This window comes from Myceligenerans pegani, from assembly GCF_014892515.1.
GTDB lineage: Bacteria > Actinomycetota > Actinomycetes > Actinomycetales > Cellulomonadaceae > Myceligenerans > Myceligenerans pegani.
This window is the reverse complement of the sequence record NZ_JADBGR010000112.1, coordinates 110,403-136,392: the sequence shown is the minus strand read 5'-3', so window position 1 is coordinate 136,392 and position 25,990 is coordinate 110,403. Positions and strand designations below refer to the sequence as shown.

The window sequence follows — 25,990 nt, the reverse complement described above, 5'->3', positions numbered from 1 at the left end:
GGCGGCTGGTGGTTCCGTGATCTCAGACGGGTGGGACACGGGCGTAGCGGGACAGGACCCTGTCGACGATCAGCGCGGCGTCGCCGGTGTCCCAGGCGGCTTTCCCGTTCTCGCCGCGCGTGTTGCTCCCGTCACGGGTGCCGGCCGGACCCGTCGCGCCGGCCGCGCCCAGGGCGTCCCGCAGGTTCCGCAGCGCCGCGGCCTGGTCGAACGCGAGACCCTCGGCGAGGTCGGCAGCGAGGGCGGCGGATGCAGAGGTGTGCCGGGCGAGGTCGCGCAGGGCGGGCCACTCGGCGTGCCAGGCACCGTCGGGCCGCTCGTCGACGGCGAGTGCCGCCGCGGTGGCCACCTGCGCCAGCGCGTGCGGTGCCGCGATCGCGGAGCGGCGCAGGAGGATCGACAGGACGGGGTTGCGTTTGTGCGGCATGGTCGACGACGCCCCGCGGCCGGGGGCGGCGGGCTCGGCGAGCTCGGCGTCGCGGACGCCGGTGAGGACGTCGGCGGCGAGCTTGCCGAGGGCGCCGCACACTTCGGCGAGCGCCCCGGCGGCCCGGGTCACGGGGTACCGGGTGACGTGCCAGGGTGCGGCGGGGACGGCGAGGCCGAGGTTGTCGGCCCAGGTCTGCACGACGACGAAGGCTCCGGTCCCGTGGGCGCCGTCGCCCCGGGCGCCGCCGCCGTGCGGCACCTTGTCGAGAGTACCTGCGGCGCCTCCGTAGGCGACGGGCAGTGCGGCGGCCTCTGCCAGGAGCCGGTCGTCGGCCTCGGCGACACCCTGGAGCCAGGTCGCGGCACGGGCTCCGAAGGTGGTCGGTACGGCGGGCTGGGCGAGGGTTCTGGCGAGTGCGGGTGTGTCCCGGTACCGGACGGCGAGGGACGCGAGCGCGGTCCGGACGCGCCGCAGGTCCGCGTGCGCCAGGGCGGCGGCGTCGCGGATGACGCTCATCAGGGCGGTGTCGACGACGTCTTGACTGGTCAACCCCGTATGGACGACCGATCGCAGGGCCTCGGTGGTGACCGCCCTCCGCAGCCGCTCGACCAGGGGAACGACCGGGTTCCCGGTGCGCCCGGCCTCGCGAGCCACCTCCACGACGAGGTCGCGAACGGTGGCGGAGTCCCGCGACGTGGGGTTCCGGGCGTCCACGGAAGCACCCCACAGAGCCTCGGCGGCGCGGGCGACGGCATCGTGCGCCCCCGGTGGTGCGGCTCCGACGTCCTCCAGAGCCCTGGTCCACTCCCGCTCGGCGGTGAGCATGGCGGCCAGCACCGCGACGTCGTCGGTCGCGGCACCCGCACGGTTGCCCGGAGCCGTGTCGGCCCCGGGCAGCAGAAGCCCGTGCTCAGCCACGGGGCCCGTACCCGCCGAAGTCGAGGAACACGGTCTCGCCCTCCCCCTGCATCCGGATGTCGAAGCGCAGAGCGCCGTCGGGCTCGCGCTCGCACATCACGGTACGACGGCGGTCGCCCAGCGCGTCGAGGAACGCGCCGTTCGCGCCGGGCAGGTAGGCCCGTGTGAACAACCGGTCGGGCAGGCCGCGGGCGAACAGGGTCACCGCGTAGAACGGCGCGGCGCCCGGCTCGGTCACGCCCGGCTCCAGGGTGCGGAACCAGTAGTAGCCCTCGCGGTCGGTCTCAGCACGGCCCCACCCGGTGAAACGCCCGTCACGGCGCAGGTGCCCGCCGGTCCGGACGATCTCGCCCGACGGCGCCGCGCCCCAGATCTCCAGGAGGGCGTCCGGCACGGGCTGCCCGGCGCCGTCGGTCACCGTGCCGTGGACGCGGACGGCCCCCGGCGTGCCCGGCTCCACGATCTCGTTGCCGCGCGGGTACGGCAGCGCGAACCCGAAGAACGGCCCGACCGTCTGCCCTGGTGTGGGCTCGAGTTGCTCGGTCATTCGTCCTCCTCGGGGCGGTCCTGCTCGAACACCGTACGGTGCGTGCCGGTCAGCACGATGTCCCAGCGGTATCCGGTGGCCCATTCGTGCGTGGTCAGGTCGTGGTCGTAGGACGCGACGAGCCGGTCGCGGGCATCCGAGTCAGGGATGGTCTGGTAGATCGGATCGAGCGGGAACAGCGGATCGCCCGGGAAGTACATCTGCGTGACCAGCCGCTGGGTGAAGTCGGTCCCGAACAGGGAGAAGTGGATGTGGGCGGGACGCCATGCCTTGTAGTGGTTCTTCCACGGGTACGGGCCGGGTTTGATGGTCTGGAACTCGTACCAGCCGTCGTCGTCGGTCAGCGTGCGGCCCACGCCCGTGAAGTTCGGGTCCAGCGGCGCGGGATGCCGGTCGCGCTTGTGCAGGTACCGCCCGGCCGCGTTGGCCTGCCAGATCTCCACGAGCTGACGCCGCACCGGGCGGGCGTCGCCGTCGAGCACGCGACCGCGCACGGTGATGCGCTCGCCGATCGGCTCGCCCAGGTGCTGGACGGTCAGGTCCGCCTCGACCGGCGAGACGTCCCGCTCCCCGAAGACGGGTGCGAACAGCTCGATCGTCTCGGGATCGGCGAGGTGCTGCGACTTGGTCGGGTGGCGCAGCAGGGAGGATCGGTAGGGCGGGTAGTCGAGCCGCGGTCCCAGTTCCTCAGGCCGTCCCGCGGCCCTGCCGGCCCGGTAGTCCGCCTCGATCGCCCGGATCTCGGCGGTGATCTTCGCCTGTGACTCGGCTGCCTGGTCGAGCCTGGTGTCAGGCGCCCCGCGTGGCTCGTCGTGGTCCGTCACGTCATCGTCCTTTCCTCACCCGCGCTGTGGCGGTCGTCTGCGCGTCGCCCCGGCCGGTCGGGCCAGGATCTCGCCCCATCCGGTGTACCCCTCCGCGATGAAGCGCCGGCCCGCCTCCGACTCGGCGAGCGCCCGCAACTCGGCGATCCGGCAGCGTGCCTCGAACCCGGACTCGCCGGGGTGGGAGTGCAACATCCTGCTCATCCAGGCCGAGAAGTGCTGAGCCCGCCACACACGTCGCGAGGCCCGGCGGCCGTACTCGTCAAGGACGTCGTCGGCCCCGGCCGTCGTGCCGCGGGCGAACCACCCGGACAGCACGTCGTGCAGCACCACGACGTCCGCGAGCGCCAGGTTGAGCCCTTTGGCGCCGGTGGGCGGGACGGTGTGGGCCGCGTCGCCCGCGAGGAGCATCCGCCCGTGCCGCACGGGTTCGACGACGGCGGAGCGGAACCGCAGCACGGTCTTCTCCCGGACCGGTCCCTCGGTCAGGCGGAAGCCGTCGGGGCCTGCGACGCGGCGCTGGAGCTCGGCCCAGATCTGCTCGTCGGTCCAGGCGGCGGGGTCTTCGACGGGGTCGCACTGGAAGTAGAGCCGTTGGTGGGTCTCGGTGCGCTGGGAGACCAGGGCGAAGCCGTGCTCGGACGCCGTGTACACGAGTTCGGATGCGCTGCGCGGGGCTTCGACGATGACGCCGAACCAGGCGTACGGGTATTCGTGCGAGAAGGATCGGCGCACGTCCTCGGGCAGGGTGTGGCGGCAGACCGAGCGGGAGCCGTCGGCGCCCACGAGCAGGTCGGCGCGCAGTTCGTGGGTCGCGCCGTCGGCGGTCCGGTACCGGACGCCGGGCAGGGTGGTGCCTGCGTCGAGGATCTCGGTGACCTGGGCCTCCCAGCGGACGTCGGCGCCGGTGCCCCGGGCATGGCCGGCGAGGTCCTTGAAGACCTCGGTCTGCGGGTAGAGCCACACGCTGCGGCCGGCCAGGCCCGCGAGATCGATCCGGTGCGTCTCGCCGCCGAACCGCAGGTCGATGCCGTCGTGCCGGTCACCCTCCCGCAGGACGCGGTCCAGGCCAGCGTCGGTCAGGACCTTGACCGAGCCGGCCTCGAGGATGCCGGCGCGGTGCGTGTGCTCGATCTCGTCGTGTGAGCGGGACTCCAGCACCACATGGTCCACGCCGTCGCGGGTGAGCAGGATCGAGAGCAGCAGGCCCGCGGGCCCGCCACCCACGATCGCCACCCGGGTACGCTCGGCAGTCGTCGTCATCGGTCCGTCCCGTTCCGTCGGTGTCAGGGCTGCGGCAGGCCGGCGGGCGTGGTCAGGGCCAGGCCGAGCAGGTCCTCGACCTGGGACGCCATCGTGCCGAACGTCTCGAGCAGGCGTGCGCCGTGGGGGCCGACGTCGATCACGGCAAGGTCGCTGTACACGCGAGACACGCAGCCCAGGCCCGTGAGCGGGAGGGTGCACTCCTCGACCAACTTGGGCGTGCCGTCCTTGGCCAGGAGCGTCATCATCACCCAGGTGTCACGTGCCCCCACGGCGAGGTCCATCGCGCCGCCGACGGCGGGGATCGCGTTCGGGGCGCCCGTGGACCAGTTCGCCAGGTCACCGTGTACCGAGACCTGGAAGGCACCCAGCACGCACACGTCGATATGACCGCCGCGCATCATCGCGAACGAGTCCGCCTGATGGAAGTACGCGGCACCGGGCAGGTCCGTGACGGGCACCTTGCCCGCGTTGATCAGCTCCGGGTCCACCTCGTCGCCGACGGCTGCCGGGCCCATGCCGAGCATCCCGTTCTCGGTGTGCAGGGTGATGCCGGAGCCTGCCGGCAGGTGGTTGCCGACCAGCGTCGGCAGGCCGATGCCCAGGTTCACGTAGGAACCGGGCGCGATGTCGCGGGCGACCCGCGCCGCCATCTCCTGTCTGGTCAGCGTCACGACACGGCCCCCTTCGTTCCTGCGATCGTGGTGGCGCTGTCGAGGCGCACCACCGAGTCCACATAGATCCCCGGCGTGACCACGGTCTCCGGGTCGATCCCGCCCGCTGGTACCACCTCGGCCACCTGCACCACGGTGCGGCGGGCGGCTGCGGCCATCACGGGACCGAAGTTCCGGGCCGTCCTGCGATAGGTGAGGTTGCCGGCGCGGTCGGCCCGGTGCGCCTTGATGAGCGCGACATCGGCGTGGATCGGCGTCTCCAGCACCATCGGGACTCCGCCGATCACCCGGGTCTCCTTCCCCTCGGCCAGCGGCGTCCCGTAGCCCGTCGGCGTGAAGAACCCGCCCAGGCCCGCGCCGGCGGCGCGGATGCGCTCGGCGAGGTTCCCCTGCGGCACCAGCTCCAGTTCGATCCTCCCGGCGCGGTAGGCCGCGTCGAAGTGCCACGAGTCCGCCTGGCGGGGAAAGGAGCACATGATGCGGCGTACCCGACCCAGAGCGATGAGGTGCGCGAGCGCGTCCTCGCCGTTCCCGGCGTTGTTGCTCACCACGACCAGGTCCGTAGCCCCCTGTGCCAGCAGTGCGGCGACGAGCTCGACGGGCTGCCCTGCAGGACCGAACCCGCCGATCATCACGGTGGCGCCGTCGGGTACCACTCCGAGCGCCTCCACGGCCGTGTCCACGAACCGGGTCCTGGTCATGGCGTCACGTCCGTGTTCTCGAGAACGACCGCCATGCCCTGCCCCACGCCGATGCAGATCGCCGCGACGCCCCAGCGAACGTTCTCCGACCGCATGCGGCGAGCCAGGGTAGCCAGCACACGCGTGCCTGAGGCACCGAGCGGGTGTCCGACGGCGATGGCGCCGCCCCAGGCGTTGACGATCTCCGGGGCGATCGGCCAGGCGTCGAGGCACGCGAGGGCCTGCGCGGCGAACGCCTCATTGAGCTCGACGGCACCGACGTCGTCCCACTCGATCCCGGACCGCCCCAGCGCGCGGTGCGCTGCTTCCACCGGGGCGTACCCGAAGTACCGTGGCTCGTTGCCGACGGCGGCCCGGCCCGCGATCCGCGCCAGGGGCGTCAGGCCGGTGAGTTCCGCGGCGCGCTCCGAGCCGATCAGCGCCGCGCTCGCGCCATCCGTCAGCGGGGAGGCGTTGCCCGCGGTGACGGTGCCGTCGGGGCGGAAGCTGGGCCGCAAGGTGGCCAGTGTCTCCGTCCCGGTGTCCGGGCGGATCGGCTCGTCCCGTGCGAGCGGGTCGGGGGTCGCTCCAGGGCCGGTGTACGCCGTGACCAGGTCGTCGTAGCGGCCCGCCTCCCAGGCGGCATGGGCCAGCCGGTGGCTGCGCAGGGCGAACTCGTCCTGACGTTCCCGGGTGATGCCGTGCTTCTCGCGCAGACGCTCGGTCGCCTCGCCCAGGGACACCGTCCACTCCGGCGCCATCCGGGGGTTGACCAGCCGCCAGCCGAGCGTGCTGGAGACGAGATCGGCGTCGCCCGCGGGATATGCCCGCTCCGGCTTGCGCACGACCCACGGCGCACGGCTCATCGATTCCACGCCGCCCGCGACCACGACCTCCGCGTCGCCCGTCTCAACCGCGCGGGCGGCCTGCACCGCGGCCTCGAGGGACGAGCCGCACAGTCGGTTCACGGTGCTGCCCGGGACGGTCAGCGGCAGGCCCGCCAGGAGCACCGCCATCCGTGCGACGTCCCGGTTGTCCTCGCCGGCCCCGTTCGCGTCGCCGAGGATCACCTCGTCCACGAGGGCGGGATCGAGGTTGGGCGCACGGCGTACCTGCTCTGCGACCACGAACGCTGCCAGGTCGTCGGGCCGGGCTCCCGCCAGTGCGCCGCCGTACCTCCCGAACGGGGTCCGGACGGCGTCGTAGACGAATGCCTGCATGGGTAGCGCCACCTCCACGCCCGCCACCGACGGGCTGTTCGCTATGCGTACACACGTTCATTGCGCGGACGCCTGCCGTTGTATCACTTGTTCATCGCCCCTGGCGCTGCCGCCCGGGGTCAGCGCCCTGCGACCCGGGCCAGGTCAGCCTCGATGGCCCTCGCCGCCGCCTGGAGCGGGGGTACGAGTTCTGCCGCGATCGCGGCGACGTCGCCGCGGCGCACGGGCGCGGCGACGTTGACCGCTCCGACCACGGCTCCGTCGGCGCCGTGCAACGGGACCGCGAGCGAGCGGAGGCCCTCCTCGAGTTCCTGGTCCACCAGGGCCCAGCCGCGGGCCCGGGCCTCGGCGAGACGTGCGCGCAGCACGGACGGGTCGGTGACGGTGTGGCGCGTGAGGGGCACCAACGTGACCCTCCCCAGGTACGCGTCCAGGTCCCGGGCAGGGACATGGGACAGGATCGCGCGGCCCATCGAGGTGACATACGCGGGGAAGCGGGTACCCACGCGGATCGCGGCGGACATGATGCGGTGCGTCGCGACCCGGGCCACGTAGACGATGTCGGTCTCGTCCAGCACGGCCACCGATGCCGACTCCCCTACCGTCTCGGAGAGTTCTTCCAGGTGTGGCTGCGCCACCTCCGGCAGGTCGAAGCTCGTCAGGTAGGCGTACCCCAGTTCCAGGACCTTGGGCCGTAGCGAGAACGCGCGCCCGTCCGTGCCCACGTACCCGAGTTCCAGCAGAGTGTGCAGGAAGCGGCGGGCGGACGCCCGGCTGAGGCCGGCCTCCCGAGCAACCTCGCTGAGTGTCATCGCTGATCGTTCTGCGCCGAAGACGCGGATGACCGCGAGTCCCCGGTCCAGCGACTGGACGAATTCCGGCCCGTGGCCCTCCTCCTTCGTCTGCGTGCCCTCGTCCATCGGGTCCTCCCGTGTCTCGTGTCGATCTCGACGTCTCGCCGCACCGTAGGCCCGGATGTCGCCGGTGCCCAGGGCCGCTGTCAGTGGGTCAGGTGCGCGTCCGTGACGCTGCGGGCTCCCCGCTTGGCGGCCTGCACCAGTTCGTAGACATGCGTGCGCAGCCGGGTGAACTCGGGTGTCGCCCGCGTCTCGAGCTGCGACCGGTCGTCTCCCAGTCCGACTCGGACGTCCTCGAGGAGCACGGTGGGCCGGCCCGACAGCACGAGCACGCGCTCGCCCAGGTAGATCGCCTCGTCGATGTCGTGCGTGACGAACACGACCGTGACCCCCAGGCGACTCCACAAGGAGCGAACGAGGTCCTCGAGGTCGAACCGGGTCTGGGCGTCGACGGCCGCGAACGGCTCGTCCATGAGCAGCACCTGCGGCTCGTAGGCCGCGGCCCGCGCGATCGCGACACGCTGCTGCATACCACCCGAGAGCTGCCACGGATAGGACGCCGTCGCGTCGCCCAGCCCGACGGCCTCAAGGGTCTCCCGCACCAGTTCCTTGCGGCGGGCCTTCGGCAGGCCCTTCTCCCGGAGCGGCAGCTCGACGTTCTGCGCCACCGTGAGCCAGGGGAACAGCGACCGGCCGTACTCCTGGAACACGACGGCCATCCCGGTCGGCGGATCGCTGACCGCCTGCCCTGCGAGCCGTACGTCGCCCGCGGTGGCGGGGAGCAGGCCGGCGAGGCAGCGCAGCAGCGTGGTCTTGCCCGCACCGGACGGGCCGACGACACACACGAGCTCGCCGGCGGAGATCTCGAACGACAGGTCCGCGATCGCCTCCACGGGCTCCCCGCGTCCGGTGTACACCTTGTTCAGGCCGTGGACCCCGAGCATGACGCTCGGGTTCTCGACGACGGGGCTGGTCATGTCAGGCACCTCCACGCTGGGCGCGCTGGTACCCGTGGTACCAGGCGAGGATCGCATCGGACGCGACCCGGAAGGTCAGGGACAGCAGCAGGCCGAGCAGGCCCAGGACGACGACGCCGCCCCACATCTCGGGGATGGCGAAGGACCGTTGGAACTGCACGATCGAGAAGCCCAGCCCGTCCCGGGCAGCGAACATCTCGCCGATCACCATCAGGATGATGCCGATGGACAGCGCCTGGCGCGCACCCGTGACGATCTGCGGGCTCGCACCGGGCAGCACGAGCTTCCGCACGCGTGCCCAGGGGCCGAGCCGGTAGATGCGCGCGGTGTCACGGAGCACGGGATCGAGCGCGCGCACGCCCTCGACGGTGTTCAGCAGGATCGGCCACACGCAGCCAAACGCGATGACCACGACCTTCATCGTGTCCCCGATCCCGAGGAAGAGCATGAGAACGGGCACGAGGATCGGCGGCGGAACGGCCCGGAAGAACTCCAGGACGGGTTCGACGAAGGCACGCAGCGCCCGGGAGGACCCGATGAGCACGCCGGCCGCGATCCCGCCGACGAGCGCGACGGCGTAGCCGGCCATCAGACGCAGGACGCTGGGCACGATGTCCACCGCGACACGGCTGTCCGCGAACGGCGTGCCCGGCTCGCCGAACCAGGTAGGCACGAAGGCAGCGACGACGTCGGCCAACGGGGGATTGATGTAGTTGTCACTGCTCGCCGAACCGAACCACCACGCGGCAACCAGCACGGTGGGCAGCGCCACCAGCCACAGCAGGCCGGCCGCGAGGCGATCGGTGGTTCGCAGTCCGCCCGCGGCGGAGCCTGGAGTTTTCGGCGTGCTCATGCCGCGACCTCTCCTCGGACGGACGGGTGCCAGAACAGGGCGCGCGACTCGAAGGCCCGCGCGAGCAGGTTGACCGCCACACCGAGCATCCCGGCGACGACGACGAGCGCGTACATGGCGGGCACCGCACCCGACTCCCGTGCCACGCCGATCAGCCGGCCGATGCCCGGCGTCCCGATGAGCAGTTCCCCGGTCACGGTCAGGATCAGCGCCACCGACGCCGCCAGCCGGAGCCCGGTCACGGCGTACGGCAGCGCGGTCGGCCACACCAGGGTGCGCACCCTGGTCATGAGCGAGAAGCGGAACGAGCGCGCGGTGTCGTTGGCCACGGGGTCGACGTCGCCGACGCCGGCGAGCACCTGCAGGAGCACCTGCCAGAAGGAGGCGTACACGACCAGCAGGAGGGTGCTCTGCATCGTCGTGCCGTAGAGCAGCACCGCGACCGGGATGAGGGCGACCGACGGCACCGGCCGGAGGAACTCGATCGTGGACGCCGTGGCACGGCGCAGCACCGGGACCATCCCGAACAGCACGCCGAGCACGACTCCGGCCACCAGTGAGATGGCGAGCCCGATCACCCACGTGGTGAGAGTCTGGCCGAGCGCCACCCAGAGGTCGCCGCCCCGCAGGCGCTCGGCGAGCGCCGCGGTGATCTGCGAGGTGGGCGGGAGGAAGCGCGCGTCGACAAGACCCGATCGCGGGACGGCTTCGAGCACGGCGAGGAACGTGAGGATCCCCGCCGCGCCCAGGACCCAGGCGGGGACCTGAGCCCTGGGACGGATGGGGCGCGACATCACGGCAGCAACGCGCTCACGTCGACGGGCTCCTCGACCAGGCCGTACTTCGCCGCCAGGTCGTTGAGCAGGTTCACGGAGTCCTCCGAGAACTCCGACGAGAAGCGCGGCATGACCATCGCCTCCTTCACCTCCGGGGCGATCTCGGTGTAGTCGTCGAGCACGGCGGCGGCCTCGGGGTTCTCCGCGGCGTGGTCCAGGGACCTGTTCATCGCGGCGGTGAACGCCTCGACCGTCTCCGGACTCTCGGCCGCGAACGACTGGCTCGTGAAGTAGGCGGCGACCATCAGCTCCGGATCGGTCTCCGCGAAGTTCGACACGACCGCGGTCCCGCCCTGCTGCACCGCGGTGGTGGTGAAGGGTTCCACGACCCAGGCGGCGTCGACCTGCCTCTCGGCGAGCGCGGCCGGCATGTCCGGGAAGCCCAGCTCGACGAACTCGACGGCGGCCGGGTCGCCGCCGTTGGCCTCGACGGCGGCGCGGACCGTGGAGTCGCCGATGTTGTTCAGGGTGTTGACCGCGACGGTCTTGCCCTCCAGGTCCTTCGCCGAGGCGATCTCGGAGCCCTCGGGGACGACGACGGCGCTGAAGTCCGCGCCCGCCTCGCCGGTCGTGAAGTTCCCGGCCGCCACCGCCTTGAGCGGCACGCCCTGGTCAGTGGCCAGGACGAGCGAGGTGACGTTGCTGAAGCCGAACTGGTAGTCCCCGCTCACGACCGCGGGCACGATCGCCGCGCCGCCCTGGGCGAGCTCGAGCGTCACGTCGAGCCCCTCTTCCTCGAAGAAGCCCTCCTTGACGCCGAGATAGATGGGGGCCACGTCCACGATCGGGATGACCCCGACGGTGACGGGGGTGAGTTCACCGCTGTCCGCAGACGACTGCGCGGAGCCGCCGCCGGAACAGGCGGAAAGGACAAGGGTGGCGGCCACGACCACGGCGACCGACGTCAGGTGACGACGCACTGGGTTCTCCTTCGAACGACGACGGACGCACATGCCCGACAGTGCCTGCGCCCCTCCGACACCGAAGAGGCGACCGCACAGCGAACGGATGTGCTGAGAGTGAACACTATGCACCGGCCGGACCACGGTCAACTCCTGACGTGGCGTCGGTCATGGACCGAGACCACATCGAGACAACCGAGGGTCTGCTCAGCGGCGCCGGGCGCTGCGCTTCTCCCACTGCGACAGCGCGACGGCCAGGAGGAGCGCCAGGCCGTAGAACAGGTCGTTCACCCAGCGTGGCGACCCGCCGAGCTGGAGTCCCTTGATGCCCACGGCGAGGACGTACATCGCGACGAGCGTGCCCCACACGTTGAACCGGCCGCGCCTGAACTGCGTGGAGCCGAGGAAGACCGCGGTCAGTGCGGGCAGGAGGAAGCTGGGGCCGACCGTCGGGTCGCCCGCGTTGATCCGGCTCGTCAGGAGTGCCCCCGCCAGGGCCGCGATGGCGCCGCCCGCGACGAGCGTGCCCGTCTTCAGCCGGGCGACGTCCACCCCCGCGAGGCGTGCGGCCTCGGGGTTGTACCCGGCGGCGTACATCCGGCGGCCCACGGGCGTGCGCTCCAGGACGTACCAGGTCACGACGGCCACCACGAGCAGGACGTAGACCGGCACCGTGACGCCGCCGAACTGCGTGGTCGCGATCCTGCGGTAGTCCGGGCCCAGATCGAGGATCTGCTGGGAGCCCGAGACCCACGCCATGCCCGCGAGGAGGACCGAGCTCATGCCCAGCGTGGCGATGATCGGCTCGACCCGCAGCCGGGTGATGACCAGAGCCGTCAGGTAGCCGATCAGGGCGCCGGCGAGAACGACGGCAGGCAGTTGCAGCGCGATCGGCAGCCCCGCCTTCGACAGGAGGAACGCGGACAGGATCGCGCAGAACCCCACCTGGGCTCCGACCGCCAGGTTGAGTGACCCGGCCACCAGGGGCAACAGGGCAGCGATGGCGGCAAGGCCCGTCAGCGCCTCGGCGTCGAGCAGGGAGCGCCACACGCCGGGCTGGAGGAACTTCTCCGGGATCCAGACGGAGAAGACGATGAACATGATGACGAAGATGTAGATCGCGCTGATGTTGTGGAAGGACAGTGCGGCGCGCACGGGGTGCTCCTCGGGAGGGGTGTGCATGATCAGGAGAGCCCGTAGCCCTCGGTGACGAGGCGGTGCTCGGTCAGGTCGGTGCCGGTCAGGACGGCTGCGCAGCGGCCGTCGCGCAGGACGAGCACGCGGTCGCAGAGGCGCAGGAGTTCCTTGGCGTCGGACGAGCTGACGAGGACGGCGGTGCCGGCGGCGGCCGCGCTCTCGACGGCGTCGTAGATCGCGGCCTTGGCGCCGATGTCGACGCCCTGGGTGGGTTCGTCGAGCAGGAGGACGGCAGGATCGTCACGGAGGGCCCGGGCCATGACGATCTTCTGCTGGTTGCCGCCGGAGAACAGGGCGAAGCGCTGTTCGGGGCGGGCGGGGCGGACCTGGTACGTGGTGAAGAGGCGGTCCGCCTCGGCGTGCTCACGGCGGGCCGAGAGGTTGCCGAACCGCCCGGTCAGCGTCCGCAGCTGCGGCAGTGTGAGGTTCTCCCGGGCGGTGAGGTCCCGGACGGACCCGTGGCGGGCGCGGTCGCCGGGGACGAAGGCGATCCCGCGGCTCAGGCTGCCCCCGGGCGACCGCCGCGGATAGGGCGCACCGGAGACCGTCAGCTCGTCAGCCGCACCGGAGGCCGCGCCGTACAGGAGCGAGGGCAGCGCCTCACGCCCGGAACCGAGGACACCGGCCACGCCGACGATCTCGCCGGGCCGCAGGTCGAGATCGAGGTGCTCGACGGTGCCGCCGCGCAGGCCGCGGACGGTGAGGACGGGGTCGCCGTCGCGCACGGTGGTCTCGTGGGTGTGAGCCATCGCGGCCTGGCCGCCGGTGATGAGTTCGACGAGGCGGCCGTGCCCGAGGGTGGCGACGGGTTCGTCGGCGACCTTCCGCCCGTCGCGCAGGACGACGACGCGGTCGGCCAGGGTGAGGACCTCGTCGAGACGGTGGGACACGAAGACGACGCCCGCGCCGTCGGCGGCCAGCCGCCGGACGGCGTCGAACAGGACGTCGACCTCGGTCTTGTGCAGCGACTCCGTGGACTCGTCCAGCACGACGACGTTCGCGGGGTGCGTCCAGCCGTCGAGCGCGCGGCTGATCGCGACCACGGCCCGCTGCGCGGGGGTGAGATCACGGACGGGCGCCTCGATGTCGAACACGGGACCGAACCGCCCGACGAGCTCGCAGGCGCGGTCCGGGTCCGGGGACTTGTACAGCGCGAGGTTCTCGACGGCCGTGAGTTCGCCGATCAGGGCGAGGTCCTGGTGGATGAAGTGGAGCTCGGTGCCCTCCTCCGTCACGACCGCGCCGCCGTCGGCGGCGTACGCCCCGGCGAGGATCTTGACGAGGGTGGACTTGCCCGAGCCGTTGTGCCCGACGACCGCCACGACCTCGCCCCCGCGGACCTCCAGGCTCACGTGGTCGAGCGCCGTCAGTCCGGGGAACGTCTTGACGAGGTCGGTGACGCGCAGGAGGGCTGGGGCGAGGCCGTCGGCCATGATGGGGTCCTTCCTCAGTCCGCGAGCCAGAGTGCGGCGAACCGCTCCTGGTAGTCGGGGATGGACACGTACCCGACGACGGGATCCTCGGGAGCGTTCTCCTGGTGGGTGACGTGGGACAGGGTCGCGGCGCGCGTCTGCACGTCGGGCCACTCGTACTCCTGCCCGCCGATCTCGCGCAGGAGCTGGTCCAGGACCGTCCACATCATGAGGTTGAGGTCGACGGACAGGCTGGCATCCTGGTCGCCCGCGATGATCTGCTCGTAGTTCGGCGGGGCGGTCCACATGCCGATCCCGTCCACGGCGAGGCCGGCGAGGCCGAGTTTCTGCGGCAGGCCGATCTGCACCTCGTCGACGGCGGCGATGAAGTACTCCGTCTGCGGGTTGGCCTGCAGGTCGCTCACGACCCGGTCGGACGCGGTCGAGCCGAGCTCGGCGATCGGGATGTCGACCACACGCAGGGTGCACTCGGGGCAGAGCTCGGCCATCTTGGCCCGTGCGCCCTCGAGCTCGAGCGCCGAGAACGGGAACTCGGGCACGTTGTAGAACACGTACTCCCCCGCCCCGCCGGACCGCTGCACCGCGGTAGCGGCGAGAACGGCGCCGTTGGTCTTCATCCACTCGGGGCCGTTGAACGCCTCGGGCAGCCCGTGCTCGACGGTGGTCATGACCGACCCGCTCGCGATCGGGATGCCGAGCGCGTCGAACTGCTCGATCTGCGGCTCGAAGAAGATCGGGTCCAGGGTGATGTTGATGACGCCGTCGGGCGCCAGCTCCACCACGGTGTTCATCGCCGTGTTGATGGACTGCGCGTCGCGGCCCACCTCGACCCGCTCGAGCTCGATGCCGAGCAGCTCGGCCGGCGCCTGGAGGTTCTCCCACATGACGGCGCTGACCGGGGTGCCCACGTCGAGGTACACCACCGTGGTGCCTTCCGCGACGGGCGCCTCGAGCGGCTCGTCGATCAGCACGTCCTTGTCCCCCGTGCCCGTCCAGGGCTCCAGGAACTTCTCGGCGGCCGCCACATCGGCGACGGCCTCGCCGCCACCCCCTGCGGCGGCTTCGTCGTCGCCGCCCGAGCAGGCGGTCAGGGCGAGCGCCCCTGCGGCCAGGAGAGCCGCTCCTCTACGTCGTCCGCGCATCGTCGCACGTCCTCTCGTGATGGTCGGGATACCTCAGAACGGGTATCGCTGGATGTGGGACTGCACGGTGACCCACTGGGTCTCCGTGAAGGCCTCGATGTTCGCCTCGTGCCCGCCGAAGCGGGCGCCGGTGCCGGAGAACCCGGTCCCGCCGAAGGGGGCCTGGGCCTCGTCGTCGACCGTCTGGTCGTTGATGTGGAGGATCCCGCTGGGGATCCGGTCGCCCAGCTCGAACGCCTTGAACGCGTCGGGGCCAAGGAGTGCGGCGGACAGCCCGTAACCGGTGGCGTTGACGAGATCGATCGCCTCGTCCACGTCCTCGAACCGGACCACGGGGGCGACGGGGCCGAAGATCTCGTCGGTGAACGCCCGGTGGTCCGGCTGCACGTCGGCGAGCACGGTGGGCTGGTAGAAGAGGTCCGTGTACGTGCCGCCCGCAGCGAGGCGGGCGCCGGCTGCCACCGTGTCGGTCACGATCTCGTCGATCCGCGCCAGCTGCTTGGCGTCGATGACGGGCCCGAGCGGTGTGCCGGTGGCGGGGTCTCCCGCGGGCAGCGCCCTGGCCTTCTCGGCCAGGAGCGCCACGTACTCGTCGTAGACGCCGGCGTGCACGAGGTGGCGGCCGGTCGTCATGCAGATCTGACCCTGGTGCAGGAACGAGCCCCAGGCACCGGCGGACGCGGCGGCGGCCACGTCGACGCCGGGCAGGACCACCATCGCGTTGTTGCCGCCGAGCTCGAGATGGGCCCTCTTGAGCAGCCGTCCGGCGCGCTCGCCGATCGCGCGGCCCGCCTCCGTCGATCCGGTGAACGAGATGACCGGCACCTCGGGGTGCTCCACGAGCGCGGCACCGACGTCCGCCTCGCCCGGCACCACCGCGAAGACCCCCGCGGGCAGGCCCGCTTCCTCCACCACCGCGGCGAGGAACAGCCCACCGGCGACCGTGGTCCGAGGATCCGGCTTGAGCACGACGGCGTTGCCGAGGGCGAGGGCCGGGAACACCGAACGGGCCGCGAGGATGGTCGGGAAGTTGAAGGGTGCGATCACGCCCACGACGCCGACGGGCCGCCGCCGGGCGAGGCTCAGGCGCGGGTGCGCCGACTGCAGGAGCTGCCCGTACGGCATCATCGCCGAGGCTGCAGCCTGGTGGGCGTCGGCGGCCACGAGGCCCGCCTCGAAGGCGGCCTTGCCCCGGCCGGATCCCGCCTCGTCGACAAGCCAGCGTGCCAGCACCTCGCCGTGCGCCTCGATCACGGCCGCCGCCCGGCGCATCACGTCGGCACGCTCGTGCGCGGGGCGCGCGGCCCAGTCGCGCTGGGCGGCCGCCGCGCGGCCCACGGCGTCGGCGAGGTCCGCCGCGCTGCCCGAGGCCACGGTGGCCAGCGTGGCACCCGTCGACGGCGACACCACCGTCGCCGTGCCCTCGAGCTCGGTCCAGCCCCCCACGTAGGCGCGGCCGTCCCACTCGTCCTGCCGGAAGAACGTCATCGTCTCTCTCCTCCTTGACCGTCGTCGGCGGCGGTGAGGGAACGGTAGGCAGGCTCGCCCGGCTCCGATCCGGCGTTTTGTGCACTCTCGATCGCCGGCCGGCGTTGACCGACCTCACGCCTCAGCGGTACGGTCTGGGAACACATGTGCGGGAGACGAACAATGGTGGTCCTCGAGGCAGAGCACGCCGACAGCTGGGAGACGCTGGTCAGCGAGTGCTTCGTACCGCTGCGCTGCGCTCGTTTCGAGCCGGCCTTCTCGGGCCGCATGGAACACACCCCGCTCGACGACAGCCTGTCGGTCTCGCTCGCCACGAGTTCCGGCCATTGCTCCGAACGCACCGAGCGGCTCGCCGCCCGCGCGGCCGGGGACGACCTCCACATCTCCCTGCAGCGATCCTCTACCGGCACGGTGTCCCAGGGCGGACGATCCGCCTCGGTCCGTCCGGGGTCCGTCGTCGTCTATGCGACGGACCGCCCGTACTACGTGGACTACTCACGGCCGGGACAGCAGCAGCTCCTCGTTCAGGTCTCCCGCTCGTCGCTCGGACTCCCCGAGCGCATGGTCGAGGCCGCCACGGACCGCCTCGCCGTACCCGGCGGACAACAGGAGGCCGCTGTCCACAACCTCTTCTCCTACGTGGCGACACTGCCCGACGGCGCCGGCCCACCCCTCGTCGCCGACGTTACCCGCGACCTGGCCCGGGTCATGGTCCGCACGTCGTTCGGGGACGGGCCTGTCGTCCCCAGGACGTCGGGCGGACTGCGGCACACGATCCGCGAGTTCCTCCGTGCCCACGCGACAATGCCGGGCCTGGACATCGACCACGTGGCGAGGAGCCACTTCGTCTCCCGACGGCGGCTCTACCAGGTGTTCGAGCAGGTCGGGCTCACCCCGGCGGCGTTCCTGCGGTCCGAACGGCTGCGGGTGGCGGCACGTCTGCTGACCGACGCCTCGGTCGCGGCGCGCACCGTGGAGCAGGTGGCCTACGCCTCCGGCTTCGACGACGTGGGGACGTTCACGCGAGCCTTCCGACGCGAGCACGGGTGCACGCCCCGGGAGTGGCGTGCGCGGGAACGCGCGGTGCGCGCGAGCTGACCCGGCTCCATCCGGCTGAGAATGCTTCGCTGTCTCGCTCGTCGCCCTCCTCCCGGCTCGCGTCGCGTCCGTCCCGCCATCCCCGTGCCATGGCCGGACACGATCTCGGACCTCCTACGACCTCAGGCGTCCACGACACACCAGGACGCAAGAAGGCCCGGAACCGCAAGACTCCACAATTCCGGGCCCTCGGCCAGGTGGTCAGCCCGGACGAGCCGGGCCCAAAGCAGTCAGAAGTTGGATACCTGAATCGGGACTGCCCGAAGAACAGCTCCTCGAGGTCGCCGTTCACCCGAGCGGCTCGGACGAACGGCGTCTCGCGACAGCGATCAGCCCCGGACAGTGGGCCGGAGACCGTCCATCAGGAGGTTGAGCAGGCGGCTGGCCCTGGCATCGTGCTCGGGCCGGGGGGCGACGGTAAAGATGCCGATGAGGGAGGCGGCGATGTCGTCAGCAGTGGCGTCGTCGCGGAGGTCACCTGCCACGCGGCCGGCATCGAGGATCGTGGCGATAGCCGCCAGCAGCTCGGTACGGGTCTCCGCATGGGCGATCTCGCCCGACTCCGTCATCGCGAGCAGCGTGTCGAGCATGCCGCTCTTGGCCGCGATCCAGTCTCCGAACAAGTCCATCCAGTGTCGCATCGCCGCCGCCGGAGGTAGCCGGTCGAGCAGCTCGCGGGCACCGGTCGTCAGCCGCACGACCTGGTCCCGGTAGACCGCGTCGACGACCGACTCGCGGGTAGGAAAATGCCGATACAGCGTGGCGATGCCTACCCCTGCCTCGCGGGCGATCGCGCGCATCGACGGCTCGGCGCCGGCCGACATGAACATGCGAGTCGCCACGGCGAGTAGCTGGTCGCGGTTGCGCGCCGCGTCCGCGCGTGGCGCGCGCCTCTCCACCTCGGTCAAAACGGATCACGCTCCGCTTGTGCTAGGGCCTTCTCTTGCAAGTGGAGCATAGTCCGTTTCAGCGTGTTCCCTTACATCGAGGAGACAGGCACACATGCAGCAACAGAGCGATTCACAGGCGACAGCCAGCAGCAGGGCAGTCCTGCTCGACGCGTTCGGCGGCCCCGAGGTCCTGACCATCCGCGGGACTCCCGTCCCGCAGGCGGGCCCGGGACAGATCCGGGTGCGGGTCACCGCTGCCGGACTCAACCCGATGGACAGGATCATGACTGCCGACGCGGACTCCGCCGCCCGGTTCGGCCTGCGCCTCCCGGCCGGGTTCGGCACCGACTATGCCGGTGTGGTCGACTTGGTCGGAGCCGGGGTGACCGGCTTGGCGCCGGGTGACCGGGTGTTCGGGGGCGCCCTATCCCGTTCGGTCGCCGACTTCGTGGTGATCGACGCGCTTGGGGGGACGGCGGCGAACGAGGCTCATCACACGCCCGACGGCGTCGATGACCACACCGCCGCCACCCTCACGATCGCCGGCCGCACGGCATCCGCCGCCCTCACCGCGGTGGGCCTCGGGCCGGGTGATACCGTCCTGATCGGTGGTGCCGGCGGCGGGGTCGGGGTGTTCGCCGTCCAGCTCGCGCGGATCGCCGGGGCGCACGTAATCGGGACGGGGTCGCCGTCATCGGCCGAATACCTGCGCGGGCTCGGAGCCGAGCCCGTCGCCTACAGCGACGGCCTGGTCGACCGGGTCCGGGCCCTGGCCCCCGACGGCGTCACCGCCGCAATGGACCTGCACGGGACAGAGACGGTGCACGCCGCGAGAGAGCTCGGCGTGCCAGACGACCGGATCTGCACCATCGCCACGAAGGTCGACGGTGTGGCGGCGGCCAACGGCGCCACCACCGCTCCCGACGCCCTGGAGGAGATCGCACGCCTGGTCGCGGAAGGCCGGCTCCGCGTGCCCATCGCGGCGAGCTTCCCGCTCAGACAGATCCGCGACGCGGCCGAACTTCAAGCCAGCCGGCACGCGCGCGGCAAGATCGTCGTCGAGCTGAAGGAGCACTGAGGAACGACCGCATCCGTGCCGTGCACCGCCGAACAGGCCGGCGAACATGGTCCCGCCGCCGAGCAGCTGTCGCGCTGCCCATGAGCTCATTCGACGAGGCCGAGCTTCTCCAACCCTTGCAGGTGCGCCCACGCCTATCGGACCTGTGGGTCCCGGGGCCCAGCAGGATCCGTGATCAGTAGGACACGGGTCCGTGGCGAGAAGAAACCTTTGCCTCTAATTTAACGACATGGGTGCTCGCGGCAGACTTCGCGTACCCCCACCGCCGTTGTGCCAGCGGTTGGGTGCGACCGAGTCCGGTCAGGCTGCCGTGGAGTTCGCCGGGGTGACGCTCATCGCGCTGCTTGTCGTCGGCATCCTTCTCGCCGCCGCCTCGTCCGTGTCAGCTGTGGTGAGCGCGCGACTCGTCTGCGCTGTCAACTCGATCGGGCAGTTGCGCGACCACGACTGCGCCCAACCTGTCGACGCCGCCTCAGGAGACGCGACCACGACGCCCGCGAGGTACGAGAGTCCGAACATGCCCGCGATGGAGGGCGGTGAGAGGAACAGTGCACAGCCGCAGGACCGACCGCGAACCGACCCCAGCGGAAAGTACGAGGTTGACGAGAACGGCAACGGTGACGGCGCCCCGATCGAGTCCCTGTGCAGCCAGCCCCAGGAACGCACCTCAGGGTCGAAGGTGAAGATCAATACCGGACTGGACCTGCCCGGAGCCGCTGGCGCCGGGCTCAAAGCTGGGCTGGACTGGAGCGTGTCCCAGCTCGTCAACTTCATCATCGACACGATCAACAACGAGAAGAAGAAGGAACAACGGGTGAAGGCAGCCCTCGACGACCTGCGGTACTGCTTCCCGGACCACAACATCGTCATCGCGAAACCGCAGGACGGAAACCTGCAGCAGATGGACGGCTCGGAACTCATCCAGACCGTGGAGATCAGCGGACAGACCTACCGTGTCTACATCTTCGACACCGGTACGTTCACGTGGGCCGAGGGGAACGATCTTGGTTGGAAGAACCGCGCCTTCGACGGATGGTGGGACAGGAGCGACGACGGACGCACTGTGACCTTCGACCGCCCCCCGACACCTGAGCGCAGGAAGGACTGGAAACCGGGTGACGAAGGCTGTCAGGTGGAGGGCCGTGAACCACCCGACCAGAGCCGCTACCACGGCAAGTACGACGCGCTGGACTCGCAGGCCTCGGCGGCCGGCGTCGGGATGCTGGTCAACGACCTGCGTCGATGTTACCCGGACTACAACGTGCTGGCCATGCACGAGGAGCAGGGCGGCCATTGGAAGGACGAGCCGAACCGGTTCGTCTTCGAAGGCCAGTACAACCTGAACGCCTCCGAACACGACGACGGCAGCAACCCACGCGGCCTGTTCAACGTCTACGTCTTCGAGGACGGCACCTTCGTCAACGACGGCGACGGCGGATACAACAACTGGGCCTGGTACGGCCTGAGCGAACGCGGCGGCACCAACGGCAAGGAGGTGACCTTCCGGCTCCCTCCGCCCGCCGATCTGGATCCCGAACCCGCCCACGGCTCGCAGACAGTCGACTTCGACGACCAGTCCCCCGCCTACTCCGAGGGCACCTACCCCGGTACCGGCTTCGACGGTGACAAGCCCCGGGACAAGGGCAGGCTCATCCAGTCGCTCATCCAGGAGTACACGACCGCTTTTCCCGACACGAATATCCTCGCCGTCAAAAACCTCAACGAGACGATATTTGGGGGCATCTCGGGATTGGAACACCTCGCGGTCGTCGATGGCGTCGACATCTTCGCCATCGACGAAGGCACCGTGACCAACACCGGTCACGGCGGCTGGCAGAACTGGGGCTTCACGGGCACCTACGAGTACGACCCCGACAGGAAGGTTGTCGCCTTCACTCCATAGCAGTGTTGTCTGCGCCGGAGGATCGAAGCGCGAGGCCCGTCGCAGGTCGAAGCGCCGGTGCCTGGGTACCGCCGAACGGGCGAACAGCACCGACTCATCCAACGCCACCTAGATCCACCCGGCACCACATGCCGCGTTGGACCCGACGGCGACCGACTCCTACCAGGTAACGGATCGCGGTCCGTTTCCCGGTTGGCGACACGAGAGGCAGAAGTGGAAGAACCAGGCGTCAGCGACCGAGTGCTTCGGCGGCGCCCTGTCCCGTGCGGTTGCGGACCGCGCGATCGTGGAAGCGCCGCCGACGATCGCCGCCGGCGGCGAGGCGATCCGTACCCGACGGCGTCGACGACCGCACCGTGGCCGCCCTCACGATCGAGCGCATCACCCCGGCGAGCGGGGGCGAACGCGCCCCGCAGCGCGCTCGAGGAGATCGACCGCCACGTGGCGGCGGGCCGGTGGCGAGTGACGATCACCGAGACGTTCCCGATCGATCAGATCCGCACCGCAGCCGAACTGCAGGCCGGCGACTCGTGCCCGGCGAGATCGTCATCGAGCTCTAGGCGATGGGAACGTGCCGCCCCGTCGGGCACGAGCTACGCGATCGCGTGACCCCGAACTTGCCCACTGTCGGTGCGCGAGGTGTACTATGGAACGGAACCGACTAGTTCCATATTGAAAGGATCACCATGACCGACACATTCACGTCGAATCTCGCCGATACCTGGATCTCGCTGTGGAACGGCGATCTCACGGTGACGTCCCGGATCCTCTCGCCTCAGTTCGTTTCACACGCAGCGCCACTGACGGGTGGGGCCTCTACCGACAGCGAGGGTCGCGAAGCGTTCGAGGCTTGGGTGCGCGGTGCGCACGAGGCGTTGCGGGATCTGCGCTTCAGCATCGAGCGTGGACCGTTCCGGGACGGTGACATGGTGATCATTCGGTGGCGGGCCGATGCGACATATCCCGGCGGCATCCCGGGTGCATCGGCCGAGCCGGGTACGTCAGTGGGGTTCTTCGGGGCCGATCTCTTGCGCCTGGACGGCGAGGGCAGGATCGTCGAGTACTGGGTCCACTCGGACAGCCTGTGGTTCGTCCAGCAACTAGGCCTGAGCGAGCTTCCCTCGCTTGAAGCCGCATCGTGACCCAGGAGCAGTCCGCTTCAGTGCGGGGCGGGGCACGGCTTCGCGATCGGGTCACGACCGCGATCAGTCGCGCGGTGATCTCCGAGCTCGCAGAGCGAGGGTACGGTGCGTTCTCGATGAACGCGGTCGCCGAGCGGGCCGGGGTCGGGAAGGCGGCCCTGTACCGCCGCTGGAATTCCAAGCTCCCGATGGTAGTGGACGTCGTGGCGGCGGTCGCGGTCACGGACTCCGACCCGGAGAACACCGGCAGCCTCTCCGGTGATCTGCGCGCCGCGCTCCAGGAGGTGCGGGATCTGCTGGCGCAGCCGCGGGTCGCGCGGATCCTCACGGATCTGGTGGCCTCCTCCCTCCGTGTCCCCGAGCTCGCCGCAGGGCTACGCCGTGAGGTCTCAGAGCCCCGGCGCCGAAGCGTTCGGCAGATTGTGGATCGTGCCGTAGCGCGCGGTGAGATCAGCGGTGGCGTGGACGTCGACGTCGTTCTGGATCTCCTGGCGGGGCCGCACGTCATTCGGCTCGCCACGTCCGGCGCTGCGATGGATGATGCGTCCCTGGCCGCGCTGCACCGGCTGCTGGTACGCGCCCTGTCCAGCTGACGGCGCCAGGGGCGGTGCCCAGATACCCCACGCCGGTCGCGACGGCGCGGGTTCGTGACGCGCTCCATCAGCGACACGACCGCGCGACGGCTCATCACCCGCGCGGCGATCGTGGAGACGCGATTGGCGCCGCCGTCGATGACACTCGGGCCGGGATCGCGCCCGTAGACGGCCATGCGGGGCGTCGGCGTGTAGACGGCCATGCTCGCCACGTTGAGGAGGAAGCCCTCCCCCCCGCGAGCAGGTCGGGGGGAACGCCGAGGCGAGTTGCACCGGGCCGACACATCGACGGCGATCTCGCGGGCCAGGTGACCGCCTCATCGTCGCGAAAGGCGCCGAAGGTTCCGAAGCCTGCGTTGTTGATGAGGCTCGTCACCGTCATGCCGCGATCGTCGACCGCCGCTTTCAGCTCACCCTCCACTGACTGCGACGAGAGGTCGAACGGCAGCACGGTCACGTGGGATCCGTGTTATTTGCGAAGGTCAGCCGAGCGCGCTTCCAGGCAGTCGACGCGTCACGCGACCAGCACGAGCCCCGCGCCCCACGCCCTCGCCACCGGGCGAATCGACGCGGAAATGGTCGACGGTGAACCGGACCTCGCCCGACACCTCGTCGTCAAGGACGGCCTGGGTGGTCGGCGCGCGATGGTGCGGGTCTTGGCCGAGTCCGACAACCCGTCCAGAACGTGGATCGCCACGACGCTGGCACCTAGCGTGACCCAGTCCGGGAACGTCCTCACGCTGGCGCCCAAGCCGCGGGCGGCCCGCTGCTTCTCGATCTTGCCGGCGCCACGCCGCGCGTCAGGCGTCGGTGCCGGGAGGTCGGCGACGCCGTGACTGAACGCCTGGGTTGGACGCTCGGACAGAGATGTGGGAGCTGACCTGCGCCGTTCTCGGTGAGGGTTCGGTCTACGGGGCGGCCCGGCGCGCGGCACGAGAACCCGCCTCACTTCTCCCAGTAGGACGCTTGCACACCGGCGCGACAGCCCTGCGTGGACGGCCCCGTTCGCCCCGTTCGCCGTTGAACCCTGCAGTCGGTCTTCTCGGGTCTGGGAAGCCGGCTATGCCCTTGCGCCGGGCGACAGCGTCGAGGCGGCGTCCAGCAGCAGGCCAGCGAGGTCGCGGAGTTCCTCGCCCAGTTCCTTAGGGGCATGTACCTCAAAGGGGCGGCCGAGGCGGGCGAGCACGGCCGGAACCCAGTCGAGCCGCTCAGCTGTCAGCCGAACTCGTGACCAGCCGTCCTCGCCCGCTTCGGCCACGACCAGGCCTTGCGGGAAGAGCTCCAGGACCTCTTGCGGCGAGCCCTGTACCCGCAGTCGAACGTCGAAGCGGCGCGGCGTGCTCGCGATCCCTTCGAGCACCTGCGCGGCCGGGTCGAATCCTGGGGGAATCTCGAAGGTGCCTTCCAGCAGTTTCGGCAACGACACCCGGTCAACTCGAAAGGTGCGGATCTCTCCGCTCCCGAGATCCGCACCGGTGACGAACCAGCGGCCTCGATGCGCCACCAGTCCGTAGGGCCGTATCGTGCGGGCGCTGTCCTGCCCGGCGCCGGAGCGGTAGCCCATCGCCACAGGTCGTCGCTGCCGTGTCGCCTGAGCAAGAAGGAGCAGCACCTCGCTGTCCGCCGGGACAGGCTCCCGGTCGCGCAAGGTCAGGTTCAAGGTGTCCATCAGTGCATCGATCCGGTCGGCGTACGGCCGGGGGAGCACCCGTCGAATCTTCGCCACCGCGCTCTCGGCCGCCTTGTCCGAACCGGTCACCAGACCGATCCGCCCCACGACCAGGAGACCCAGCACGCTGGCCAGCGCCTCCTCCTCGGTGAGCATCAGCGGCGGCATCCGACGGCCGGGCGCCAGGCGGTAGCCACCGTACCGACCACGTACTGAGCGAACCGGCACGTCGAGGTCGAGGAGGTGTTCGACGTACCTGCGCACGGTGCGCTCGTCGACCTCGAGCCGCGCGGCCAGGGACGCGACGGTGTGCGTGCCGCCGTCCTGGAGCAGTTCGAGGAGGGCGAGGACACGAGCAGTCGGACGAACCATGAGGGCAACTCATTCCAGATACCGGGCGGAGAGTGTCCAGTATCGCTGCTAGCGTCGATTTCATGAACACATCGAGCAACCTGGTCTCTGTCCGCCTGATCGTCTCCGATATCCGCCGAGTCGTCGGCTTCTACGAGGCCGTGCTCGGCGCGGCTGCCGAGTGGGGCAACGACGACTTCGCCGAGCTCGTCACTCCTCGCGGCACCCTGGCCGTCGGCACCACTCGGACCGTCCCACTCTTCGGTGCCGGCAGCGCTGAGCCGTCACTCAACCGCACCGCCATCATCGAGTTCCTGGTCGACGACGTCGACGCCGAGTGGGCCCGGTTGCGACCGAGGCTGGCTGAGCTGGGTAGTGCGGTCGTCACCGAACCGACCACGATGCCGTGGGGCAACCGAGCACTGCTCTTTCGCGATCCCGAGGGCACGCTCGTCAACGTGTTCACCCCGGTCACCGACGAGGCTCGGTCGAAGTTCAGCGCTCGGACCTGAAGGAGAAACTTCGCCGCCGTACACGTCGTTCCGTTGGACCTCGAGAGCGTCGAACAGTCGTCCCTGCCATCCGAACAAGGCCAGCCACCACCACCGCTGCCGTCGCACGCGACCAACCAACCAAGGCAATCGCTACGACGTATCCCCCCGGACGGGCCGCGCACGACAACCAGGCGCGTGTGAGGACGGCCGGTCTTCATGCCAGCGAGCAGCGACTATGAGGGCTGGTCGTCGCGTGCTGGGTGTCGGCGATGACGCCTGTCACGGTCCAGCCACGGGCTGTGGCGTGAGCGCGGCAGGGGCCTCCTGCCCGCGGGCCGACGGCCTGCTGTCGGAGCCAGTCGCGTATCGGCCACGTTCGTCATCTCGGCCCCACACTAGCGGCGCGGCCTGCCAGGAACACGGTGGACGGCGTGCGATGACAGGCTCGCGGGTCCGAGCATCTGGGCCAGGACTGGTGACTGGCAGCGAGGGATAGTCGCCACCGCGGGCATCGCCAGGATGGCGCGTTCC

At 70.6% G+C, this 25,990-nt stretch carries 24 protein-coding genes; 6 read left to right on the top strand and 18 right to left on the bottom strand.

Features of this window, described 5'->3' with window-relative positions:
- Positions 1 to 22 precede the first annotated feature (22 nt).
- The 16 genes from IIE03_RS25295 to IIE03_RS25220 form a co-directional block, all read right to left on the bottom strand.
- Positions 23 to 1,348 (bottom strand): lyase family protein, encoded by a 1,326-nt coding sequence (locus tag IIE03_RS25295; protein ID WP_192865556.1) that lies wholly within the window; start codon positions 1,346 to 1,348, stop codon positions 23 to 25.
- Positions 1,341 to 1,895 (bottom strand): protocatechuate 3,4-dioxygenase subunit alpha, encoded by a 555-nt coding sequence (pcaG, locus tag IIE03_RS25290; protein WP_192865555.1) that lies wholly within the window; start codon positions 1,893 to 1,895, stop codon positions 1,341 to 1,343. Before pcaG ends, IIE03_RS25295 begins: the two co-directional genes overlap by 8 nt.
- Positions 1,892 to 2,719 (bottom strand): protocatechuate 3,4-dioxygenase subunit beta, encoded by an 828-nt coding sequence (pcaH, locus tag IIE03_RS25285; RefSeq protein ID WP_192865554.1) that lies wholly within the window; start codon positions 2,717 to 2,719, stop codon positions 1,892 to 1,894. The genes pcaG and pcaH overlap by 4 nt, the downstream gene beginning before the upstream one ends.
- A 15-nt stretch (positions 2,720 to 2,734) precedes the next feature.
- Positions 2,735 to 3,982, bottom strand: a complete 1,248-nt coding sequence (locus tag IIE03_RS25280) for a 4-hydroxybenzoate 3-monooxygenase (protein WP_192865553.1) — start codon at positions 3,980 to 3,982, stop codon at positions 2,735 to 2,737.
- Positions 3,983 to 4,005: 23 nt separating this feature from the next.
- Complete coding sequence (locus IIE03_RS25275; protein WP_192865608.1) at positions 4,006 to 4,635, bottom strand: 3-oxoacid CoA-transferase subunit B; 630 nt, start codon at positions 4,633 to 4,635, stop codon at positions 4,006 to 4,008.
- Between the two features lie 17 nt (positions 4,636 to 4,652).
- Positions 4,653 to 5,357, bottom strand: coding sequence for a 3-oxoacid CoA-transferase subunit A (locus tag IIE03_RS25270; protein ID WP_192865552.1), 705 nt, complete (start codon positions 5,355 to 5,357; stop codon positions 4,653 to 4,655).
- The gene (locus IIE03_RS25265; RefSeq protein WP_192865551.1) at positions 5,354 to 6,556 is read right to left on the bottom strand and encodes a thiolase family protein; all 1,203 of its coding nucleotides are present in this window, start codon (positions 6,554 to 6,556) and stop codon (positions 5,354 to 5,356) included. Before IIE03_RS25265 ends, IIE03_RS25270 begins: the two co-directional genes overlap by 4 nt.
- A 119-nt stretch (positions 6,557 to 6,675) precedes the next feature.
- Positions 6,676 to 7,476, bottom strand: a complete 801-nt coding sequence (locus IIE03_RS25260; protein WP_192865550.1) for an IclR family transcriptional regulator domain-containing protein — start codon at positions 7,474 to 7,476, stop codon at positions 6,676 to 6,678.
- A gap of 80 nt (positions 7,477 to 7,556) precedes the next feature.
- The gene (locus IIE03_RS25255; RefSeq protein ID WP_225998304.1) at positions 7,557 to 8,390 is read right to left on the bottom strand and encodes an ABC transporter ATP-binding protein; all 834 of its coding nucleotides are present in this window, start codon (positions 8,388 to 8,390) and stop codon (positions 7,557 to 7,559) included.
- Between the two features lies 1 nt (position 8,391).
- Positions 8,392 to 9,243, bottom strand: a complete 852-nt coding sequence (locus IIE03_RS25250) for an ABC transporter permease (protein ID WP_192865549.1) — start codon at positions 9,241 to 9,243, stop codon at positions 8,392 to 8,394.
- Positions 9,240 to 10,037, bottom strand: coding sequence for an ABC transporter permease (locus IIE03_RS25245; RefSeq protein WP_192865548.1), 798 nt, complete (start codon positions 10,035 to 10,037; stop codon positions 9,240 to 9,242). Before IIE03_RS25245 ends, IIE03_RS25250 begins: the two co-directional genes overlap by 4 nt.
- Positions 10,037 to 10,999, bottom strand: a complete 963-nt coding sequence (locus IIE03_RS25240; RefSeq protein WP_318843171.1) for an ABC transporter substrate-binding protein — start codon at positions 10,997 to 10,999, stop codon at positions 10,037 to 10,039. The genes IIE03_RS25245 and IIE03_RS25240 overlap by 1 nt, the downstream gene beginning before the upstream one ends.
- A 189-nt stretch (positions 11,000 to 11,188) precedes the next feature.
- A complete protein-coding gene (locus tag IIE03_RS25235; protein WP_192865546.1) occupies positions 11,189 to 12,136 on the bottom strand; it encodes an ABC transporter permease in 948 nt (315 codons plus the stop codon).
- A gap of 29 nt (positions 12,137 to 12,165) precedes the next feature.
- Complete coding sequence (locus tag IIE03_RS25230) at positions 12,166 to 13,611, bottom strand: sugar ABC transporter ATP-binding protein (protein WP_192865545.1); 1,446 nt, start codon at positions 13,609 to 13,611, stop codon at positions 12,166 to 12,168.
- A 14-nt stretch (positions 13,612 to 13,625) separates the two neighbouring features.
- Entirely contained in the window at positions 13,626 to 14,753 is a 1,128-nt protein-coding gene (locus IIE03_RS25225) for a sugar ABC transporter substrate-binding protein (protein WP_192865544.1), read from the bottom strand.
- A gap of 33 nt (positions 14,754 to 14,786) precedes the next feature.
- Positions 14,787 to 16,241, bottom strand: coding sequence for an aldehyde dehydrogenase family protein (locus IIE03_RS25220; protein ID WP_192865543.1), 1,455 nt, complete (start codon positions 16,239 to 16,241; stop codon positions 14,787 to 14,789).
- A 162-nt stretch (positions 16,242 to 16,403) separates the two neighbouring features.
- On the opposite strand from IIE03_RS25220, the gene IIE03_RS25215 reads away from it, so the two are divergent.
- Positions 16,404 to 17,339, top strand: coding sequence for an AraC family transcriptional regulator (locus tag IIE03_RS25215; RefSeq protein ID WP_192865542.1), 936 nt, complete (start codon positions 16,404 to 16,406; stop codon positions 17,337 to 17,339).
- A 329-nt stretch (positions 17,340 to 17,668) separates the two neighbouring features.
- Here IIE03_RS25215 and IIE03_RS25210 read toward each other — a convergent pair whose 3' ends face one another.
- Positions 17,669 to 18,238, bottom strand: coding sequence for a TetR/AcrR family transcriptional regulator (locus IIE03_RS25210; protein WP_318843176.1), 570 nt, complete (start codon positions 18,236 to 18,238; stop codon positions 17,669 to 17,671).
- 103 nt (positions 18,239 to 18,341) lie between these two features.
- Here IIE03_RS25210 and IIE03_RS25205 point away from each other — a divergent pair, with 103 nt between their 5' ends.
- From IIE03_RS25205 to IIE03_RS25190, 4 genes are all read left to right on the top strand, one after another.
- A complete protein-coding gene (locus IIE03_RS25205) occupies positions 18,342 to 19,307 on the top strand; it encodes an NADP-dependent oxidoreductase (RefSeq protein WP_192865540.1) in 966 nt (321 codons plus the stop codon).
- A 229-nt stretch (positions 19,308 to 19,536) separates the two neighbouring features.
- Positions 19,537 to 21,210, top strand: coding sequence for a hypothetical protein (locus tag IIE03_RS25200; RefSeq protein ID WP_192865539.1), 1,674 nt, complete (start codon positions 19,537 to 19,539; stop codon positions 21,208 to 21,210).
- A 686-nt stretch (positions 21,211 to 21,896) separates the two neighbouring features.
- Positions 21,897 to 22,352, top strand: coding sequence for an ester cyclase (locus IIE03_RS25195; protein WP_192865538.1), 456 nt, complete (start codon positions 21,897 to 21,899; stop codon positions 22,350 to 22,352).
- A complete protein-coding gene (locus tag IIE03_RS25190) occupies positions 22,349 to 22,945 on the top strand; it encodes a TetR/AcrR family transcriptional regulator (RefSeq protein ID WP_318843170.1) in 597 nt (198 codons plus the stop codon). Before IIE03_RS25195 ends, IIE03_RS25190 begins: the two co-directional genes overlap by 4 nt.
- A 1,060-nt stretch (positions 22,946 to 24,005) precedes the next feature.
- On the opposite strand, the gene IIE03_RS25185 is transcribed toward IIE03_RS25190, so the two are convergent.
- Positions 24,006 to 24,986, bottom strand: coding sequence for a helix-turn-helix transcriptional regulator (locus tag IIE03_RS25185; protein WP_192865537.1), 981 nt, complete (start codon positions 24,984 to 24,986; stop codon positions 24,006 to 24,008).
- 62 nt (positions 24,987 to 25,048) lie between these two features.
- On the opposite strand from IIE03_RS25185, the gene IIE03_RS25180 reads away from it, so the two are divergent.
- Positions 25,049 to 25,477 (top strand): VOC family protein, encoded by a 429-nt coding sequence (locus IIE03_RS25180; RefSeq protein ID WP_192865536.1) that lies wholly within the window; start codon positions 25,049 to 25,051, stop codon positions 25,475 to 25,477.
- The last annotated feature ends 513 nt before the right edge of the window (positions 25,478 to 25,990 follow it).